The 21,403-nt window shown below is 45.8% G+C and carries 11 protein-coding genes; 1 reads left to right on the top strand and 10 read right to left on the bottom strand.

Features of this window, described 5'->3' with window-relative positions; translation table 11 throughout:
• Positions 1-76: 76 nt before the first annotated feature.
• From KUA48_RS11190 to KUA48_RS11170, 5 genes are all read right to left on the bottom strand, one after another.
• On the bottom strand, positions 77-2,575 hold the full coding sequence (locus KUA48_RS11190; protein ID WP_218432538.1) for a glycosyl hydrolase 115 family protein: 2,499 nt from the start codon (positions 2,573-2,575) through the stop codon (positions 77-79).
• Positions 2,576-2,862: 287 nt separating this feature from the next.
• Positions 2,863-3,045, bottom strand: coding sequence for a hypothetical protein (locus tag KUA48_RS11185; protein ID WP_218432533.1), 183 nt, complete (start codon positions 3,043-3,045; stop codon positions 2,863-2,865).
• A 397-nt stretch (positions 3,046-3,442) separates the two neighbouring features.
• Positions 3,443-5,827: a beta-L-arabinofuranosidase domain-containing protein gene (locus KUA48_RS11180; protein ID WP_218432531.1), complete on the bottom strand. Its 2,385-nt coding sequence runs from the start codon at positions 5,825-5,827 to the stop codon at positions 3,443-3,445.
• Between the two features lie 40 nt (positions 5,828-5,867).
• Positions 5,868-7,214 (bottom strand): glycoside hydrolase family 43 protein, encoded by a 1,347-nt coding sequence (locus KUA48_RS11175; RefSeq protein WP_218432530.1) that lies wholly within the window; start codon positions 7,212-7,214, stop codon positions 5,868-5,870.
• A 223-nt stretch (positions 7,215-7,437) separates the two neighbouring features.
• The gene (locus KUA48_RS11170; protein WP_256624433.1) at positions 7,438-10,005 is read right to left on the bottom strand and encodes a glycosyl hydrolase 115 family protein; all 2,568 of its coding nucleotides are present in this window, start codon (positions 10,003-10,005) and stop codon (positions 7,438-7,440) included.
• Positions 10,006-10,486: 481 nt separating this feature from the next.
• Between KUA48_RS11170 and KUA48_RS11165 the strand changes: the two genes are divergently transcribed.
• Positions 10,487-12,493 carry a hypothetical protein gene (locus KUA48_RS11165; protein WP_228114438.1) on the top strand — a complete coding sequence of 669 codons (2,007 nt, stop codon included), beginning with the start codon at positions 10,487-10,489 and terminating at the stop codon, positions 12,491-12,493.
• Here KUA48_RS11165 and KUA48_RS11160 read toward each other — a convergent pair.
• The 5 genes from KUA48_RS11160 to KUA48_RS11140 form a co-directional block, all read right to left on the bottom strand.
• Complete coding sequence (locus KUA48_RS11160; RefSeq protein WP_228121582.1) at positions 12,486-14,471, bottom strand: glycoside hydrolase family 97 protein; 1,986 nt, start codon at positions 14,469-14,471, stop codon at positions 12,486-12,488. The genes KUA48_RS11165 and KUA48_RS11160 overlap by 8 nt on opposite strands.
• 77 nt (positions 14,472-14,548) lie before the next feature.
• Positions 14,549-17,383 (bottom strand): response regulator, encoded by a 2,835-nt coding sequence (locus tag KUA48_RS11155; protein WP_218432529.1) that lies wholly within the window; start codon positions 17,381-17,383, stop codon positions 14,549-14,551.
• Positions 17,362-18,426: a two-component regulator propeller domain-containing protein gene (locus KUA48_RS11150; RefSeq protein ID WP_218432527.1), complete on the bottom strand. Its 1,065-nt coding sequence runs from the start codon at positions 18,424-18,426 to the stop codon at positions 17,362-17,364. Before KUA48_RS11150 ends, KUA48_RS11155 begins: the two co-directional genes overlap by 22 nt.
• A 428-nt stretch (positions 18,427-18,854) precedes the next feature.
• On the bottom strand, positions 18,855-20,471 hold the full coding sequence (locus tag KUA48_RS11145) for a PHB depolymerase family esterase (RefSeq protein ID WP_218432525.1): 1,617 nt from the start codon (positions 20,469-20,471) through the stop codon (positions 18,855-18,857).
• Between the two features lie 166 nt (positions 20,472-20,637).
• Positions 20,638-21,381 (bottom strand): hypothetical protein, encoded by a 744-nt coding sequence (locus tag KUA48_RS11140; RefSeq protein ID WP_218432522.1) that lies wholly within the window; start codon positions 21,379-21,381, stop codon positions 20,638-20,640.
• Positions 21,382-21,403 lie beyond the last annotated feature (22 nt).

The raw sequence follows: 21,403 nt of genomic DNA, 5'->3' as shown, positions 1-21,403 counted from the left end.
TACTTTAGCAAAACAACCATGGTGTAAGAAAAAAACGGTGCATTTCAAAAGAAACACACCGTTTTTACATCTTTACCTAAAAGTTTTGCCCGAAATAGCTGTATCTGTTGTTGTCTGGATTGATAACCACCTGCTCCAAGACAATCTCAGGGTCTATCATCACGATACGAAGCGTATGCTTACCAGCCTTGACTGCAGATGATGATGTAGCTGCCAACCAACGCTGGTTGTCAAAGATTTCATCTCTTCGCAACTGCTTCTTCCCTTTCCACCAACCATTCAAAACCAGTTTAGGCTGCTCAGGCAATGGTTTCAACACCTTGGACACAGCGAGGTTCTGAGGAGTGTACTCGGCAAAGGTATCCACAAATCCTGCGCGAGCATCCACAATCTGCAAGGGCTGGTCGTCTATCTGCACTCCGATGCGAAGACCACGAGCTGGATAGACATCCTGGGTTGGCAGAATGCCGAGGGCGATGGAAAGCTGCTGCATATCAGAAGAAAGTTCGAAATCGTATTCTAGCGATGCCCCCTTGCCATCCGGCTCACTTGCTGCCATCACATGGTCGATGCCCATGCATCCCTTACCTCTGCCCAAGTCTGGCAAGAATATCCACTTGGCATTCTTGCCTTCCTTGATTCGGCAGTACTGATAGGCAGGAATGCCAATCTCCGTGGTGGAAACAGGTACATTTAACGGATGCTCCACCTTCATACCCAAAGTCATCGGGTTGCGATTCTTGTCTGGAATTGACCATTTAGTATAACCGATGTGATTATCCATCATCATGCCTTTCCACTTGCCTCCTGCCAACACATTATTATAATAGTCGTTCAACTGCTGGTCTTTCTTCATCAACACCTCCACACCGAGGCTGTCACCCATGGTGGCATGATTGTATATTTCTGCCACACCAGCACTTGCCACCACTGGATAATAAACCAACTGGTAGAAAGCATCCTGCTTCTCCTTAGGCATCTGCTTGCGCAACAGCTCTGCCCTTTCCACCAACGACTGCCAACGCTGTGACATCACCAGCATCTCATGCTCATTAAACAAGCCTGGCACCTGAGCCTCAGGCTTGCGCAGAAGATTATACTTGCTGTATTTGGCTATCAAGTCGGCTGTTTCCTTGGCATATTTCTCTCCGAAGATGCTTTGAGAGAATCGTTCCAACCATGGCAGTTCATCTCCTGGTTTCACCGCATCTGGGTTCCATGCATAGTCCATGATGAAGTCGATAGACACCTCCTTCGGCTTCAAGTCGCCCACGTTGATGATCCAGATGCGGTCGATGCCGCTGGCGTATGCCTCATGCAGCTGCTCACGGAGTTTCGGGATGGTTGTGGTGTTCACCCAACGGTCGTTCCATGGACCACCATTCATGTCGATGTGATAATACAAGCCCAGTCCACCCTTGCGCTTGCGTTCTGCGGCGGTACCCTTACGGCGGATATAGCCCCAGTTGTTGTCGCAGAAGAGCAGGGTTACATCATCAGGTACGTTGAAACCTGCATCATAGTATCGCTGCACCTCGGTAAAGATAGCCCAGAGCTGCGGCACAGAGCTTGCCGGCTTGCCATAGCAATCCTTGATGATGCGACGCTGTGCTTCAATCACTTTTCCTAATGTCTTGATGTTGTCCTCGTCCTTGCCGTTGCCCATCGCCACATCGCCATCACCTCGCATACCAATGGTAATGATGTTCTCATACTTGCTGTTCCGCTTCAAGCCATCAGAGAAGAACTTCTCGATGCGCTCAGGGTTCTGTGCATAATCCCATGGACCCACCTCAGCCTTGCGACGCACATACTCCTTATGTGCTCGCATCATCGGCTCATGGTGGGAGGTACCCATCACGATGCCCATGTCATCTGCCAACTGTGGTGATTTGGGGTCATCCTCATTAAAGGCAGTAGCCCACATGGCAGGCCAGAAATAGTTGGCTTTCAAGCGGAGCAATAGTTCGAAGATATGGCTATAAGCCTTGGAATTGATGCCCCCAAACTGGTTGCCGCACCATCCACCAAAAGATGGCCACTCGTCATTGATAAAGATGCCACGGTATTTCACCTTGGGTTCTCCATCGGTATAAGTGCCAGGAAGGATATACAATTGGTCATGATGCTGGATAGGCGCATCAGCCATCCAATACCAAGGCGACACACCTATCTGGCGAGACAACTCATAGATACCATAGATGGTGCCACGCTTATCGGAGCCTAGAATGACAAGTTGCCCCTTATCGGTAAAGATGAGATACTGTTCCCACTTTCCCTTCAGCAGCTTGCAATGCTTGGGATATTTCTTGGCAAGTTCGCTCTTGCCTACAGTGGCCACCAAGATGGGAGCGCATTCGCTGCCCGTTACCTGACGCAGATCATTGCGCAAGTTTGCAACAGCCATCTTCACTCCCTTCCAATCGGAAGAAGAGTAGCGGATGGAATCCTTCGTACCCGTCAGGCGAAGGGCCTTATCTGCTAAAGTTACATCAAACTTCACAAACTGTTTGGCTGCATCAGCTGTAGAGATGATGCCTAGCAGCACAAATACTAATAAGAGATACTTCTTCATAAGAAAATAAGAAAGATTTTATTATTCATTGATTTTTTCTGCAAAGGTAGACAAAAAAAAGGAACACAGCGTTTCACCATGTTCCTTTTTCTTTGCTAATTATTTCACATGCAATCATTCTTCCTCATCATTCACATTTTCCTCTTCGCCAAACTTCATTTCATAATCAGTAGGCGACATGCCGAAGTGTTTTTTGAAGACGGTCGGAGATTTCCGACTTCGATGTCAACATACTTACAGGCACATCACTGATATTGGCATCAATCTGTTTGAATACATTAACGATGTCATAGAAAAGACCATTGAATGGCAACCGAATACCCCACTAGAGAACCTGCCACCACCAAGGCACGCTCCATGCCCTTGGCAGGATGATCAAGGGTCTTGATGACAAAGCTATCCCACTTGCCCTTGAGCGAACGCTCTGGCAAGATGCCTTTCTTGGCAAGACGAGTAATAACTTCACTCACTCCGTATGTACCAATGAGGATGGGATCACACCTTGTTTTTCGTGAGCATCCATGCAGATACCAGACATCTGAGAGGCGGTGGAAATAGGGAATGCTCCCCCTTGCTGTCGGAAGCTGATAAAGGAATCAGCCATTGATGTGAGGGCAAGCATCACAAAACAACAGGCCAAGAGAGGCCTTGACCATGGAAAATTGACCTTCATTTGAAATTTCATACTGTAATTTTTAGTAAATAGAGAAATTATGAAAAACTGAACTTTCGCATGTGGGGAAGTTAAGTAAAGTTAGGGAAGTAAGAAGGAAGTTAAGGGACAAATGTCCTACATTTTAAACTAGAAGACTATTGTCTCTTAACTTCCCGAACGACCGTAGCGAGTGATAACTACTTTAACTTCAATTAATTCTTCACAAGTCGAACTCCATAAATCTGTCCAACTTGCTTGCCCTTATGAGCCACAAACTTCACTCTTATTTCCTTCTTGCCCTTAACATACTCTGAAGGAATGGCATAATCAACGGTCTTAAACTGTGTGGTGCGCCAGCGATGACTGTTGTTCACGCTGCAAAGCAACTTGTCGTTGACATAAATATCAAACTCACTTGTACGCCACTCATCCTGTCCCCAGAACTTGAGCTGAAGGCTAAGATTTGTCTCTCCCTTGGTCTGCATCAGATAGCTGAAATAATGACCATCCTTTGCATCACGGAAGAAGATACCCTCTGTATTACCCTTGTCCGAATCATCGGTCTCCATACGATGGTCGGTCTCCGGCTGTTGTTCTCCAGGGCTCACCTTATCCACAGTTCTAGCCTCCAAAGCCTGACGGGCTGTTTCCTCATCAGCCAACTTCTGCATATAAGCCTTGTAATCATTCTCACCGAGTGCCAACCAATACATCATATAGCGGGAATCATGAATCTCGAAGAAAGGCTGCAGTTCACCATCAATGGCATTCTCCATTCGGGTGGCAAGTTTAAAGTGCAATGGTTTACCAGGAATTGGCTTCAAGTCCTTGGCGATGTCATTCAGATGCTTAGGCAGAAGGATTGGAGCTTTATCGAGCGGCAACTTCATACCACCGGCATACTGTCCGAAACGACTGTCGTCAGCAATGAGCGAACGCATATCCTCCGTTCCCGTCTTCATGCCGAGCAGGATAGGACCATACATGATTGCCACATACTGAGGCACATTGATCATCGGTTTGATGTAAGCATGCATAGGCATAGAGATTTCGACCTGGTCACCCTTTTTCCATTTGCGCTTGATGCAGACAAATCCATTCTCCTCATAACTATTGGCATCAAAACCAACACCCTTCACGGTGAAGTTATCACACCAAGATGGTTTACGAATCTTCAAGGTGAAGATACCTTTTCCCTTAGTTACTTCTATATGAGATGTCTCAGCGTATGGGAAAGCGGTCTGCTGACGAATCACCATCTTCCGTTCCTTCCAGTTCAACTCGGAAGCCACGAAGAGATTCACATACAGTGCATCATCCTCCGCCTTCACACCCTTATCGTGCGTCCAGACAAACTGACCATACTTTCCATGGTCTTCCATGCCTGTTCCCACACAACACCACATCGCCTCATTAGGGGCAGAATAGTTGCGATAATGGCGAGGACGGGCGGAAGTGAAATAAACATAGCCGCCATGTTGCGGATGCTGGGCAGAGAGGATATGGTTGAACATCGCAGTCTCGTAAAAGTCGCCATACATACCATCGTGCTTCACTCGGTTCAAATCCTCAGTAAGCTTCAGCATATTATAAGTATTGCATGACTCAGGACCATCGATGTCGTTGATATAGTCTATGCAATTTTCCTTGGTTGGGAAATGCTCACGACGACTGTTTCCACCCAAAGCCAGCGAGCGCTGACGTGTCACAATTTCCCAGAAATACTCGCTGGCATTATGATATTGCACATCATGAGCCAACTCAGCGATGCGCTGATAGCCGACAACCTTCGGAATCTGCGTATTGGCATGCATATTGTCAAGGCAGTCCTTGCCGTTTTCCAAAGGCACAAGCAACTGTCTGTGGGAGAAGCGGCGGGCACAATCCAGATATTTCTGCTCTCCGGTAATAGCGTATGCATCGGCAAGCACCTCGTTCATACCTCCATGCTCGTTACCCAGCATTTTCTCCATCTGTTCATCGTTCAGATCACGCGTAATGTCCACAGCCCAATCACAGAACTTCAGAAACAGATTCTTTGCCTGTTCATTGCCGCAATAGAGCCATGCATCACGAAGACCAGCATACATCTTATGAATGTTATAGAAAGGTGCCCATGTTCCAAAGTAAGGTCCGAAATCGCCCTTACTGAAAGCTGTCCACATCTTGGCACTATTCGGAACACCACCTATATAGTTATGACACCAGGCTTCAGGACGCTGATTGTTAGCATCAAGCACCAGCTGGAGTTCGGATATCATATATTCCATGCGCTTGCGGCATTCCTCATTGCCTGTGGCTGCATTGATGGCAAGAGCCGACAGATAATGTCCGCCCACATGTCCGTCCAGTCCATCCCAGTTGGGATAAGAAGGTTTGCGAGGCTGCAAGCCAGCCTCCTTGCGATAAGGGGCCAGCATGCGGTCGCAATCATATTTCAGGAGCACCTGCACGTTCAAGTCGCGGGCATGCTTCAATGGTCCGTCCAGAAGGGTGATGTCGCCCAGCGGGAACTCATCCTTATAAAGTTTATCCTGCGCCACAACACCCAAGGCTGGCGCAATGCTCAGCAGAGCAATCATTAGTTGTTTCTTCATTTTCTTATTTACTGATTACATTTATTATTTGACTGAACTTTTACTCCCCAAACTGCCACCAATCCAGGAAGAAGAGGTTCTGTTTCTGGATATCACCTCCCTTGAAAACGAAGAAGAGATCATGAACACCCTTTACCTTCTTCACCTGGGTAGAGAAGGTTTTGTATTCATCCTTGGTGTTGCTGATATCTACCTTGCCGATACACTGACCGTTTACCCCATCAAGACGGATTTCGATGCTGCCGCCCAACATGTGACAAGAGGCAGAAACATCAAACTTACTTGCACCTTTCTTGAAGTCAACGCCCTTCACGAGGATATACTCATTCTCATCAATATCAGTTACTATCTGATTCCATTTATTCTTCTGCGCCCATTCATTCTTAGGCTGCGTCTTCAATCCATATCCCCAAGCCATTGTCTCAGCCTCAACCTGGCGATAAGGGTTGAACCATTCTATCTGCTCCAGCTTGCAGTCCTGGAAGTATGGCAACTCCTGGATGGTTCCGTCAGGATTGTATGTCATCTCGGCAGCAGATACAGAACGCTGCTCAGCATGACGTCCCGTCTTCAAACGGAAGATGTCATAATTCAAGCCGAAGCAATAGCTCTTGCCCTTGTAGTCGATGATGCCCGGATGATTGCCTCGAGTACGAGGCGTATGGTTCATGATATGTCCCTTATATTCCCATGGTCCGAGCGGATTCTTGCTCATCGCGTAACCGATGCCCTCAGGACAGCAGGTAGAAGCATAAGACAGATAATAATTGCCATTGCGCTTCCAGAACCAAGGACCTTCCTGATAATCCTGAATCTTCGGGAAGTGCATGATGGAATCAGAATAAGAAATCATGTCCTCGTTCAGTTTCACTGCCTTCAACACGGGGTTGCCCCAATACATGTAAGCCTGGTTATCATCATCAATCCATACGGTAGGGTCGATGTCGAACCAGTCGCCCTCCCATGCCAGCGGCTTTCCGAGAGGATCCTTGAACGGTCCGTATGGACTATCTGCTACCAGCACTCCGATGCCATGACCGTGGATAGGACAATACATATACCATTTGCCATTGCGCTCGATAACCTGCTCTGCCCAGGCACCATTCTCACCCTTAAACCACTTGAAGTCTTTCAATGAAGCTACGGCACCACGGTCTTGCCAGTTCACCATATCTGTTGAGGTATAGAGCAGCCAGTCTTTCATCAGGAACCCCTCAGCCCCATCCTCATCGTGGGTGGTATAGAGATATACCGTATCGTTGTGCACATAAGGTGCAGGATCGGCAGTGTACTTGGTCTGGATGATTGGCAAGTTGATGTTCTGTGCTGTTGCTGCAGTTCCCATGCCAGCCAAAAGCAGGGATAAAATCATTCTGTATCTAGTCATTTTATGATTTAAATTAATTATCAGTATTTCAAATTGTTATTTGCGCTGCAAAAGTAGCAAAAAAAAAGGAACACAGCTTTTCACTATGTTCCTTTTTCTTTTCTAATTATTACTCATGCTATCATTCTTCCTCATCATTCACATTTTCCTCTTCGCCAAACTTCATTTCATAATCAGTAGGCGACATGCCGAAATGTTTCTTGAAGACGGTAGAAGAGAGCCCTCACCTCACGTAAGGACTCTCTAGCATTCCTAGATGAGTAGGTTTATACCCGCCAAGATTGATGAGTATTTTCTCAAATACAATACCAGGCTGCATAGGACGAAGCCTCAAGGTATGTTCAGCCTTCCCCGTGTTTTCTACAGCCATCCTCACCTTCTTCTCTATGATGCGCGATGCGGCTGTAGGATACATCAAGTCGTACTTATGCTCCCAGTTCAAATTCTGATTCAGCCCTACAATCTCTTCCTTGCCACCATCCAGCGACACTGCCACATAATGACCGCCCAGCACAAAGGGCATCACTGCATCGGTAACAAGATGTACATCCACCGAATCCACATCTGCCTTAAATCTCATCTTATAGGTAAGGTATGCTCCTGCTGTTGGCTGGGTATATGGGAAGAGAGCTATACCCGACTTCGTTCGTCCTAAACCTGGGATGAGTCTCCACTGCGACTTCTCTGATTCAGCAGGTGTCAGTGAGAAGAGATGCTCTGCCTCCATCACCACCATGCCGCCATCTTGCTCGAACACGTAGCCTGTACTAGGCTGCGTAACGGCAAAAGGGGTACTCTGCTGAATGCGAGATACCATAGGCATAACTTGATGCTGCGGGGCATGCCAGTTTTGATAGCCGATATGCACTTGATCCATCATGTGATTCCACTTGCCATTGGCGATATGGTGATTATAATTGTCGCAGAGCAAGGAGTCTCTCTTGTAACATTCCTCCACCCTATCTGCCCATGTATTAGCCTCAATACGTCCCTCACGATAGAGTTGCTTGTTCATCGCCAAAGAGTAATACATATCATAAAGATTAGCCATGCCCTGTATAGGGAAGAGGACCAACTCTTGATAGGCATCTTTCGCAGTCTCATCCAGGGTGATATACTGACGCAGGGCTCGTGCCTCCAAGGCCAGGAATTCATCCCGTACGCCCTTAAACTCTCCCGTCTGCAAATTGTATGTCTTGTCATCCAGCAATTCGGCTTGCACCCTAGACGCATATCTTCCATAGCTCATCAAGAGACGAGCAGCCTCTTTCGCCTCTTTATCACCAAACTGCTGGGCACAGAATCCCTGTGCATATTGCTCCAGGTTGCTGGCATCGAAGGCATCGGGATTCCATGCCATGTTCATAAAAAAGTCGATGGCAAACTCATGGGGCTTGATATCACCGACATTGAGCATCCAGAGTTTATCCACACCATGTTGATAAGTGGCTTGCAACTGCTCCCACATCTCGGCGATATGCGACATGGTGAGCCACTTGCTGGCTCTCGGCGCACCATAATAGCCTACATGATAATACATACCATAGCCGCCCTTGTGGAAATTTTTCTTTCTATCAGGAAGTCGGCGCACATGACCGAAATTGTCATCGCAAAGCATCACGATGACATCATCGGGCACCTTGAGTCCCTGGTCATAATAATCGAGTACCTCACTGTAGAGTGTCCAGACCTGTGGGGTCTCGGAGGCTGGTTTCCTGGTGACATCAGCTATGATTTTTCGCTGTTCCGAAATGATCTGTTCCATCAGCCGGAAGTTAGCCTCTCTACTACCTGCATCGGTCATCGGACGGTCTTCGTCACCTCTCATACCGATGGTCACGAGCTTGTCGTAACCCTTGCTATTCTCGATTCCCTCTCGGAAGAAACGTTTGATGGCATTCTTGTTGGTCAACCAGTTCCATTCACCGTTGCCATAGTTCTTCTTATGTCGAATCCACTCTTGCTGCGAGCGTTGCATCGGCTCATGGTGCGAGGTACCCATTACGATGCCATATTCATCAGCCAGTCGGGCATTCTCCGGATCATCCTCATTGAAGCAGTTGCCCTCATACAATCCGTTCTCATCCTTCAGGATAGGTACCAAAGGCTTGTATTCCTTGAACGAGCCCCACATGGCAGGCCAGAGGCAATTTGCCTTGAGGCGAAGAAGGAGTTCGAAGACATGGGCATACATCTGGCCGTTCATGCCCCCAAACTTATTTCTAGCCCAGGTGGTCATACAAGGGAACTCATCATTGATGAAGAAACCACGATATTTCACCTTCGGCTCTCCACTCTCCACGGAGCATGGCTTGGCAAAGACCTCCTCATGCTTGGCTATCGGCGCATCCGCCCACCAATACCAAGGCGACACCCCCATCTGTCGGGAAATCTCGTAAATGCCATAGATGGTGCCACGCATATCGCTACCTGCCACCACCAAGGCACGCTCCATACCCTTGGCAGGATGATCAATGGTCTTGATGACAAAGCTCTCCCACTTGCCCTTGAGCGAACGCTCTGGCAAGATGCCTTTCTTGGCAAGGCGAGTAATAGCTTCACTCACTCCGTATGTACCAATGAGGATGGGATAACGCACCACATCCTCGCCCTGGCAGCACACTCTGGGTGAACGACCCGACACGGTATAGATATCCTTACGCAGGTCTTCCGCAGCTCTTTTCACACCTTGTTTTTCGTGAGCATCCATGCAGATACCAGACATCTGAGAGGCGGTGGAAATAGGAAATGCTCCCCCTTGCTGTCGGAAGCTGATAAAGGAATCAGCCATTGCAGTGAGAGCAAACATCACAAAACAACAGGCTAAGAGAGGCCTTGACCATGGAAAGTTGATCTTCATTTGAAATTTCATACTGTAATATTATTAAAATAGAGAAATTATGAAAAATAGAGAAGAAGGGGATTGCCCCACCTATTCCCTTTTTTATGCAAAGGTACAACTTTGCTCCAAGAACAACTTTTCTCCATGTTCCAAACACTTTGGCGTACATTCCCACATCAACAAAAATATGATAAATACTGCCCAATTAAGTCAACATCTAAGACTAAAGCGCTAACATGATGACCTGCCATCTTACCATTAACATAGATCACCTTTCTATATGTTGCAAAAACATCGCAAATTTAAACTTGTAACAAAACTATATATTTAAGGAACATACGAAACATCAATTATATCATTATTTTTATAACTTTGCAAGCACAAACATATAATAATATATAGCAATATGACAAAAATCAAAAATCAGTGCATGGGATTCATGCTCACAGCCATCCCATTGCTTTCGCTCAGCACTCCTTGCATGGCACAAAATCCATATCTCCCACTTTGGGAGCATGTGCCAGACGGAGAACCTAGAGTATTCGAAGACCCTGACAACCCAGGGAAGTACAGAGCTTACATCATAGGCTCTCACGACACATCCTTCAAGTCTTACTGCGGATCAGACATACGCATGTGGTCTGCCCCAACAGAAGACCTCACCCAGTGGAGAGACGAGGGAGCCATTTTTTCCTATCACATCAACAATCAATGGGACACCATGTTTGCTCCCGATTTGGTAGAGATAAAACGAAAAGATGGAACAAAAGATTACTATCTCTATCCTCACTCCCGAGGATACAAGCGTGTGAGAATGGTCTGCAAAGGCAAGCGACCTGATGGTCCTTTCACTCCCATCAACCTCAATGCAGATGGAACGGAAGAGCTGCCAGGCAGCATCCTCGACTTCGACCCTTCCGTATACATCGAGAATATCACTGACCCAAAGGATCCAGATTACGACACAGGATTCAGAGCATACGGCTACTGGGGATTCCAACATTCATCAGCCGCACAACTCGACCCTAGCACCATGTACTCGCTCAGACCAGGTACTGAGCTCATCAAGTACTCGCTGCCAGCTTGCGACGCACAAGGCAACGTAAGAGACCCTAAGGGAACAACCTACCCTATCATCAAGGGACAGAAGCCTACAGATTTCAACTTCTTCGAGGCATCATCCATCCGAAAAGTAGGCAACAAGTATGTGATGATTTACTCCGGCTATTCCGGAAAGGAATACGGATTAGGCAACACCAACTCCACCTTGCGATATGCCTATGGAGACACCCCATTAGGTCCATGGAAGAATGGTGGTGTATTGGTTGACTCACGTGGAGTGGTTCCTAACGAAGACGGCACCAAGTTAATCACCAGCAATGCCGCCCATAACACCCATGGAAGCCTACAAGAAATCAACGGTCAATGGTATGTGTTCTATCATCGCCCACCACGTGGATTTGGGTTTGCCCGTCAGTCTGTCGTTGCTCCCGTTACCATCCAATGGGATAAGAAATCTGTGGAAGAAGGCGGAAAAGTGGTTATCAGGGCATACGATCCATACAACAAGAAAGGCATCTGGACCGCCAAAGCATCCGACAACACAGAATACACGGGAGCAGAAGTCACTTCGGAAGGATTCCAGATATACGGCTTGAATCCATACCACTACTATTCTGCTGGTATCGCCAGCTATCTGAGCAACAACCAAGCCATGCAGGATGCCTGGGACGTATGGAACAACCACATGCCTGTAAACATGAACGCTGGTGACATCGTTGGATTCAAGTATTTCGGATTCGGCGGTCTCAGCAAAGCACAGAAAGGATTGCAACCTTTTGAGGGAACAAAAAAAGGAAACGGCACCCAACTTAATATCTTTGTGAAGGCAAAAACGCAAAAGAGCTTCAAAATCAAAGTAATGATGGATGGTCCATGGGCAAACAAGACATGGAAAGGCAAATTGCTTGGTGAGCTAACGGTTCCTGCCCAGACTTCAGCGCAGGGAATCCAAAAGTTGACACTGGACGTAGCAGACAAGGTAGATGGTATCGGCAAGAAACATGCCATCTATCTCATCGCCGAAGGTGAGGGCAAGCAACTTTGCGAACTGGAGGGCCTCGGATTCACCAAGAAGGGCGAGAACATGGAATGCCCAATATCGCCTACCATCGAAATCAAGATGAACGGCAGAAAACTGGATGTTCCTACCATTCCAACGAGAATGACCAATGAGAATGGCAACTTCGGTTACAATGAGTATGATGTCATCGCCTCTTTGCAAACAGGCGAGAAGAGCGCACCACGCATCACTGCATCATCCGACAACAAGGAGGTGGAGATAGAGATTCTTCAGCCTAAGACCTTGCAAGACAAGGCTTATGTGAAATGCACCTACAAGGGCATCAGCAAGAATTACACCATCCACATCAAATAATACATTCAATACATTCTAAAAAAACGCTTCGCACTTTGTTTGGTGCGAAGCGTTTTTTGGATTTGATAACCATCACAAAGCCACCACGAGGCTGTGCATTGATATAATCTTTCATACCCCTAACCTTACGGTATGAAATTTTCCAAGGATTTTTTGCCGTTCCGCTATCCTCGAACAAAACAACACGTGAGTTTTGCTTTGTCAGAGAAGATAAATTCAGGGCCAGTTTCTGGGATTCATCCTTGCCATTAATGCCAGCCACATACCAGGTGCTTCCCTTTCTGCGAGCCATCACGACACTTTCGCCCGGATAACCACTGAGCAATCGCGTCTCATCCCATGCAGTCGGCATGTTCGAGATAAAATCCTGCACTTCCTTTGGCTGGGCAAGATAACTCTCCGGCTTATCAGCCCAATGCATCAAAGCCGACTCGAACAAGATTGGCAAAGCCAACTCATGAGCATGGGTAGTGATATGCGGATGCTGAGAATCAGAAAAGGTGCAAGGCGTATAATCCATCGAGCCCACGATGCCGCGGGTAAATGGCAAGGTAGCATTATGGCAAGCAGCCTTTTTTGTCAGCACAGATTCATTATTATACCATTCCGCTCCATACACACCCTCGGTAGAGAGCAGGTTGGGATAAGTGCGCTGCCAGCCGCGGGGAACAGTAGCACCATGAAAGTTAACCGTAAGATGATGGCGTGCCGCACACTCCAATAGGTCGATGCAATACTCCATCGTTTCCTGTTTATCGCCAGCAAAGAAGTCAATCTTCACTCCAGCTACGCCCATTTTCTCCAACCAGGCAAACTCCTTCTCCCTGTTTTCCGGAGCATTCAGTCTATTGTGAGGACCTGGTGCACCCCAAGCCTTAATCCATGCAGTAGAAGAATTATACCAAAGCAAAGGCTTCACACCCCTATCCTTAGCATATTTCAAAGCCTCCTCGATGGTGGCTCCATTCTTCATCTCATCCCATTCTGCATCAATCAATACGTATGGCAGATGCAAGGTCTTCGCCATATCTACATACTTTTTAATGATATTCAAGTCGTTTGAGCCATGGTTGTAAGCCCAATAAATCCAGCTTACACTTCCCGGTTTAATCCATGAAGTATCTTTCAGACGACAAGGGGCACTGACATCAGTTACCAGGGTCGAAGCTATCAGATCCTGCTTCTTTCCAATGACAACCACTCGCCAGGGAGATTTCCAATTACCCGAATAATGCTGTGTGTTTTCATCCAGGAACACATGATAGTCCTCCGGATTCTGCCCATTCTTCAAGGAAGAGGCACTGTTGATTCGTTCTATACCAGCTTCAGTAATAAGAGAGTACACACCATTCTGCTCAAGCAGACAAGGATAGCCCCAATGTTGTTTTCCACCTTTACCGGTAGTGGATAAAGGGAAGAAATTCTCATAAGACTCCGTCCATTCCTGAAACCACCGGCGCGTGCCTTCACTGATATGATAAGTAGTCAAATCCTGCTTGATTGACGTATGCTGCAAACCCTCCAACTCATAACGGAAGGCAACGCCATCGTTATAAAGTCGAACCACCATGCGCAACGGGCGCTGCAGATCATCCTCAAAGGTATAAACTATTTCATTCGCCTCGTTCTTGCATTCACTCTTCTTTCCCATGAGCATCTGATAATGCTCCGAAATATACTTGGGTTTGGAAATGTCTTTCAAGACTAGATTTCTTCCTCCACCATCACTGGTATTCAAACCATAACCGGTAATATGAAGCACCTGGCTTTCCTTATTTCCTTTACAGGCATCGCGATAAGCTACCTCAAAAACCTTCACCTTATTTTCCTCACCCTCAGCCTTCCATTCAATCTTTCCATTGGGAGAAGAGAAAGTTTCCCGCAGATTCTGCGCAAAAGCTGCGCCCTGCATGGCAAGCAGCCATACAATCATCAGTAACGGCTTTCTGAAAGCCAAGATTTTCGTTGTATTCATCATTATGATTGTTTATTCGTTTAACGCTACAAAATTACGAATAAACAATCATAATGACTTATTTTAGTGTTTCAAAAACTTTACTCAGAGTATCTTGCCGCATATTCTGTAGGCGACATACCGAAATATTTCTTAAATGCAGTGGAGAAATGACTGTTATTGGCAAATCCCACCATATATGAAACCTGCGTAATGTTGATTTTATGCTCTCTTATCAATCGGGCAGCCTCATTGAGACGGATGTTTCTCAAGAACTCGCTAGTAGGAACACCCGTCATCTCCTTCAACTTACGATGCAGCTGGGTGCGGCTTACACCCACCTCATCACACATCTTCTCTACATTGAAGTCAGAATCGCCCATGTTCTCGTTCACCACCTTCATGATACGTTCCATCAGCTCCTCGTCGTTGCCTTTCACCTCTATCTTCTCCACCTTGTCGTCCTGCTTCAGAACTCCAGAGAACTTACCTTTCAGGCGACGTACATTGTCGATGAGATTGTCTATCGTGAGATGAAGTTCCTCCAGGCTGAACGGTTTTGCCAGATAAGCATCAGCACCCAGTTTGATGCCCTCCAGACGGTCACTGATTTCCGATTTGGAAGTAAGCATGATAACAGGCACATGGCTGATATTGGCATTACCCTTGATGTTTTTAAGGAGCGTGATACCATCCATCTCAGGCATTACCACATCGCTTACCACCAGGTCGAAATCACCAGAAAGCAACTGCTTCAATGCCGCCTTGCCATTGTTGCAGATTACAAAGCGATACCAATCGCTCAGTTCCTGCTTGATGTAACGGCATATCTCGATATCATCATCCACGAGCAGGATTTTACAGTTTCTGTTAGCTGCACTTCTCCGCTGTTTCATTCCGATATCCACGTATTCCGAATAAATCTGGTTATTCTTAAGATGCTCTTTACCCAAAGGCAATTCTATGATGAAACAGGCACCGCTCTTTCCATCCTCACGGTTGCGTGCAGTCACATCGCCTCCATGAAGCCTTACGATGGCCCGGCACAGATTCAAGCCGATGCCCGAACCACCCAGATGCATATCAGCCGAATTCTTTCCCTGATAGAAGCGTTCAAACAGGTTCTTGGCATCATCGTTCTTTCCCAATCCCTTGCCGCTATCAATCACATACAGGAGCACCTTCTCTGCCTGCTTTTCTATGCGGAAGATGATTTCGCCGCCATTAGGCGTATATTTAAAGGCATTAGACAGCAGATTGGCTATCGCCTTATCCAGCTTGTTGCGGTCTATCCATGCATTCACAGGCGTCTCCGGCATCTCCAGCCTGATATTAATACCACGCAGGTTGGCATTATAGGTGAAGAACGAAACCAAACCCTGCGAAAACTCCACCAGGTTGGTTTCCCTGCACGAGAGGTTCATCTGATGCTTGTCCAGGCGTCTTTTGTCGAGAATCTGATTCACCAGGGTGAGCAGACGCTGTGCGTTTCGGTCGATGGTATCAATATCCGCCTGATATTCCTCAGCATTTCCCAATTGCTCCTTCAATTTCTTCAGAGGCTCCATAATCAGAGTAAGCGGCGAACGGATATCGTGGGTGGCATTGATGAGGAACTGCATCTTAGCCTCTTCAAGATCTCTTTTTTTCTTGTGCAGATAGATAAAGATGACAGCAGCCATAAAGCCGAGAACCAGGCTCAGATAGATAAGCTTAGCCCAAACTGTGAGATACCAAGGTGCCAGCACATCCAGGTTGATCACCTTATTATATATAGAGTACTTACCGTTGCAATAGGTACGCACCTCTATACGATAATGTCCATACGACAAACCTGTGAAGTTGAAGCTATTGTCTCCAGCCGCATTGCTGATCCATTTGCCCCCGTTGATGCGATACTGGAACACGATGTTACCCACGCTCTGATAATCAAGCTGGGAGAAGCTGAGCACTATCGACTTGAAATCAGACGGAACACTCAGATTATCTCCAATAAACGGAGCCATCTTTCCATCAAGCAACACACCCGACAGATAAATGGCGGACGTTTTCTCATCATAATTCTTTACCTGAGAAGGCCTAAAATAAGTCAATCCTACGGAGTTTCCATAACAGATAACCCCATCAGATGTAGAACCTACTACTCCAGCCAGATATTCCTTGGTCAAGAGTCCGTTTCCCTTTTCAAAAGAGAAAAACGACTTAGCTTTACTATCATAACACCAGATACCCTGCGCAGTACTCATCCATAGGTTTCCCTTGGCATCCTTCTTCAGCGAATAAATTCTCAATCCGCTAATACTCTCGGAATGAGGCCAAGGGGTAGTCTGCTGTTTTTTCCTGTCATAGAGATAAAGCCCCATCTCTGTGGCAATAGCAATCTTACCATCCGACAGTTCTAATGTAGAATAGCACGTTTTACCCTCTAACAAAGGCCGAGAAAGAATGATGTCAAAATATCCGGTTTTGGTATCCATGCACGACACACCATTGGCTGTTGCACACCAGAGCCATCCCCGGGAATCTAACCTGATCTCCGATATCCAGTTATTGCAAATGGTTTTGTGTGGACGCTTATCATCCATCAGATATTGCGTCATCTTGCCACTCTTTCTATTCCATACATAAAGTCCGTTGCCCGGGCTCGTAAAATAAATATTACCAGCAGCATCTACCTGCATACCATCTAGAGAAAGTCCATTGGCAGGCAGCAACAACCGGTAAGTCTGATGCTTCCAATCATACTCATAAATGCCATCACGGCCATATACATAAACATTCTTCCGAAAATCCGAGTACACTTTGATTGGTCCTGCAGGACTTTGCAGTAGCTTGGTATTGCCCGTCTTCTCATCCAAGAGATACAACCCATGATTTTTGACCACAAAAAGCATCAATCCGTCAGCAACTCCCACTACAGACGAAATGGTTTCCATACCCCCCCCAATTCATCCAAAGAAACCGGATGGAACACATTCTTATCATTATTCGACAAGAAAAGTCCTTTCATATAGCATCCATACCACTGATTACCATCTCTATCTATCAGCAAATCGCTGATATGCGCATTATCAAAGATAAACGATTGGTTATTCAACTCCACCCGATAAGCCTTTCTGCTTCCATGCGGTATCTTGAAAGTTCCATCTCCCGAAGTACCCAACCATAAATTGCCATACTTATCCAAGGTAGCAGCACTGATATATCCTGCTCCCTGATGAGCTGAAAAATCGAAATCGTAGCGTGAGAAGCTATCCGAGGCATAATCATAGCGCATAATGCCGCCCGTATGCGCCACAAAGAACCCCTTCTTGTCTGTGGCATATAATTTACGGATGCCAAACAGATCTTTAGGTTCATATACACTTACCAGTTTGATAGACTTGCCATCGTATTTATATTTTCTCAACACCTTTGTATGATTAGCCTGCCACAGATATCCCTCATCATCGAAGAACAGCATACCAAAGAAATCATCCACTGAATTTGCAGATTTCCTTGAAAGGCGAGTAACTTTACCTGTAGTCATATCCAACCTATAGGCACCATACCCGGATGTACCTATCAGGAGATTATGCTTTCTATCCTCAATAAGAGAACTTACTCTTATCTTCTCATCTTTCTTTTCCAATACGATATGCTGGAAACTATTGGTAAGATAGGAATATTTATAGAGTCCACGATTTGTTGCCACAAAGAGGAACTCTTTGCTGTAAGGATAGAGTTTTACGATATCATTGTCCTGAATGGTTGTCGTATCGGCAGGATTGCAAAGATAGGTACTGAATTTATAGCCGTCAAAACGATTCAGTCCATAATTCGTACCCACCCAAATGAAACCATACTTATCCTGTATGATACATCGAATCAGGCTACTCGACATGTCGTTGGATGTATAAAGTCGTCCAGAGCTAGCATGAGAGAAGCTTGTCAACATTTGCACGAGGCAAAGAACTCCAAAAAGTAAAAAACGCTTCATAGGTTTATGATTGAATATATATAATTGTTATTTACATGATTATTGAATGATGCAAAATTATATAATTTCTGCTAGAAAAAAGAATGAAAGCCCAAGAATTTGCATCCTTTACCTGTTTTTTTACTCAAAAAGTTACAAGAGATAAAGTTTATTATACGATATACTCAAAAAGAGGATGCGTCATAAGTTTATGATTCACCCTCTTCTTGTCGTTGGAAGAGACAGGATATGTCGTTGGAAGAGACAGGATAAGTTGTTGGAAGAGACAGGATAAGTTGTTGGAAGAGATAGGATATGTTGTTGAGACAATCAGTATCTCCGGTCGCACAACAGCTGTTGTGCGCTTGCATAACAGCTGATATGCGCATGCACAACAGCTGTTGTGCATGCGGTGACCAACTGTTATGCACCAACTATTATCCAGTTTATTATTTTTTGATTACCTTTCTGGAAACCTTCTTACCATTGGCAAACAGAATCTGCTCTATAACCAAGCCCTTAGTCTGTGCGCTGATGCGCTGACCCGACAAATTGTAGGTTATGATATTCGCTTTTCCGAAGGCATCGATTGTACAATCAGTGATACCCGTACTGGTATCCGCCTTTTTAATCTTCACATTGCCAAGAATAACCGCAGCCCAACCAGAAGACATGGTGAAATAAAGTTCATAGTCACCTTCTTTTTCTACAGTGAAGTTCAAGAAGTGAGCCAGAGAACCTTTCACCACCTGATTGGCATTCTCCTTCAAGTTACCTTCCGAATCCAAGTTCTGTTCCAACAAGACAGAATTATTGTCGCTTATGCCAGCAATGCCAGCATCAAAGGTCACTGCCCCATTCTCGGAACCATCATTCCAATAAGAAGAGTTGAAAGAAAGCTGGTATTTGCCAGGAATCAAGTGCAGACGATGCCCATCATACAAGCCATAAGAGAGCTTGCATTGGTCAAAGTCACGAGCACTGAGATAGAATCCTGTATTGAAATCACCACCAGCCACGAAATCCTTGATACGAGCACCACCCGTATTGGCAGCGCCGTTCGCTTTCTCATCGCTGCGGCTCCCACCATTCATGCTATTGATGCGCTTCCACCCAGCAGGCACGCCTTCACCTACGTTGATGACCTCGTCTTCCCAATTGTCAGAGAACAATACCTCACCCTTAGCCTCGCTAGAATCTTCATTATCAGGAAGATCGAGCTTATACTGCTTGAAGAAGTTCCAAAGCTCGCGGGTAGAATAGACTGCATTAGGATCATCCGAATGCCAATGTCCCTTACCATCAATGGCGATGAGAGTAACCTCCGTACCATCCACCTTATTAATATAGCGAGTACGAGTGGCGGCAGCATAACTCATGGTTGCTGGATAAGGGCGAATCACCTCCGGATTATCCACATCACAATCTTCATAAGCAGCCCACTTCTTGACATAATCGTCAATCCTACCATAGCCACCAGCGGCATGGTTTGGATCGCCACCCCATTTCACGACATCATCTCCCGTGCCATGGATGTGCATAATAGGCACATGGCGTGGAGCCACAGGCTCACGATAATCGACAGGAATACCACTCACAGGACCAAAGGCTGCAACTACAGTTCCCAATTTGGTCATACAATGATAAGTCATCATTCCGCCCATAGAGAAGCCAGAAATATAGATGCGATTCTTGTCTACCTTATATTTCTTCTGCATGGTCTTCATGATGGTTTCGATAAACTTGACATCGCCAGAGCCAGAGATGTCCCAGGCATTACCGTTTCCCTGAGGATAAACCACCAAAATCTTTGCCGTATCTGCCACCTCGTTCCAATGAGTCTGTCCCATCTGAAAGTCAGGGTTTTGATTAAAACCATGCAAAGAGATGACCATCGGAGCCTTCTCGGGTAAGTTGGTTGGTACATAGACCAACATTTCTCGTGTAGATGTACCCACTTTTACAGTCTGCTTCACTGCCTTCTGCGTATAGGAATGCTCAACAGCAGCTACCACTTGCATGCACAAGGTAAAAAGCAAGCACATCAAGAAAGTTGTTCTTTTCATTTTAAGTTATAATTATCAGTTATACGATTATCTGTTGTTATAATTGTCTGTTGTTATGACACAAAAAAAAATCGGCAAAGTATCTGCTGGATTCAACAAATACTTTGCCGAACATCTGAACTAGGGACTACTCCCTAGTTACACAAAAGGAGTAGAATTTCTGCCATTACTTATTCATTACTTTAACAACCTTACCACTCTGGAGCTTCTTGATAACAAGGCCCTTGGCGTTGGCTGAAACCTTAGCACCAGCAGCGTTGAATGTTGCAACCACTGCATCATTTGCTACATTAACGTTCTTGATACCAGTTGCTCCACCTCCGAGTTCCTCTGGAAGGGTATTGTAAAGGTAGATTGAAGAAATAAGGATAGTACCGCCCCATGGAGCCTTGATAGTAACCAAGTGGGCAAAATCATCAGCTGCAGGTTCTTCACCAGGTACAGTACGAACCAAATCTTTCTTCAAATCAAGAACAATAGCACCTGTATTTTCATCAAAAGCTTTGTTATTGATTTCAATCATACCTCCATTAGCCTGTTGACCACCATCAACGGTACGGTTGAACATGAAACGAGGTTTGGCAACTTCACCTTTATCGTTTATGGAACCTTCACCATAAACTACCATGTAATGATAGTCTGACAAGTCGGCATAGATATTTGGAGCCACAGTAGATGTACCTACGATAACAGAACCTGGGGCATTTGGATTCTCTGCACCCACAGTCCAATCCATATAAACCTTCTCATCAGTTGGTTGTGCATCCTTTGTGAATCCATCCCAAATGTGGAACATGTCCTTAGTCAATTCAACACCCTCATCTGCACTCTCTTCCTGTGCAGAAGCTGAACCAAAACCAGCGAACAATGCAATGGCAACCATTGCTAAACTCTTAATTGTTGTGTTCATAATTGTAAAAAATTAAAATTGT

It is taken from the genome of Segatella copri, assembly GCF_019249795.2.
Taxonomy (GTDB): domain Bacteria; phylum Bacteroidota; class Bacteroidia; order Bacteroidales; family Bacteroidaceae; genus Prevotella; species Prevotella copri_B.
This window is presented reverse-complemented; position numbering and strand designations above follow the sequence as displayed.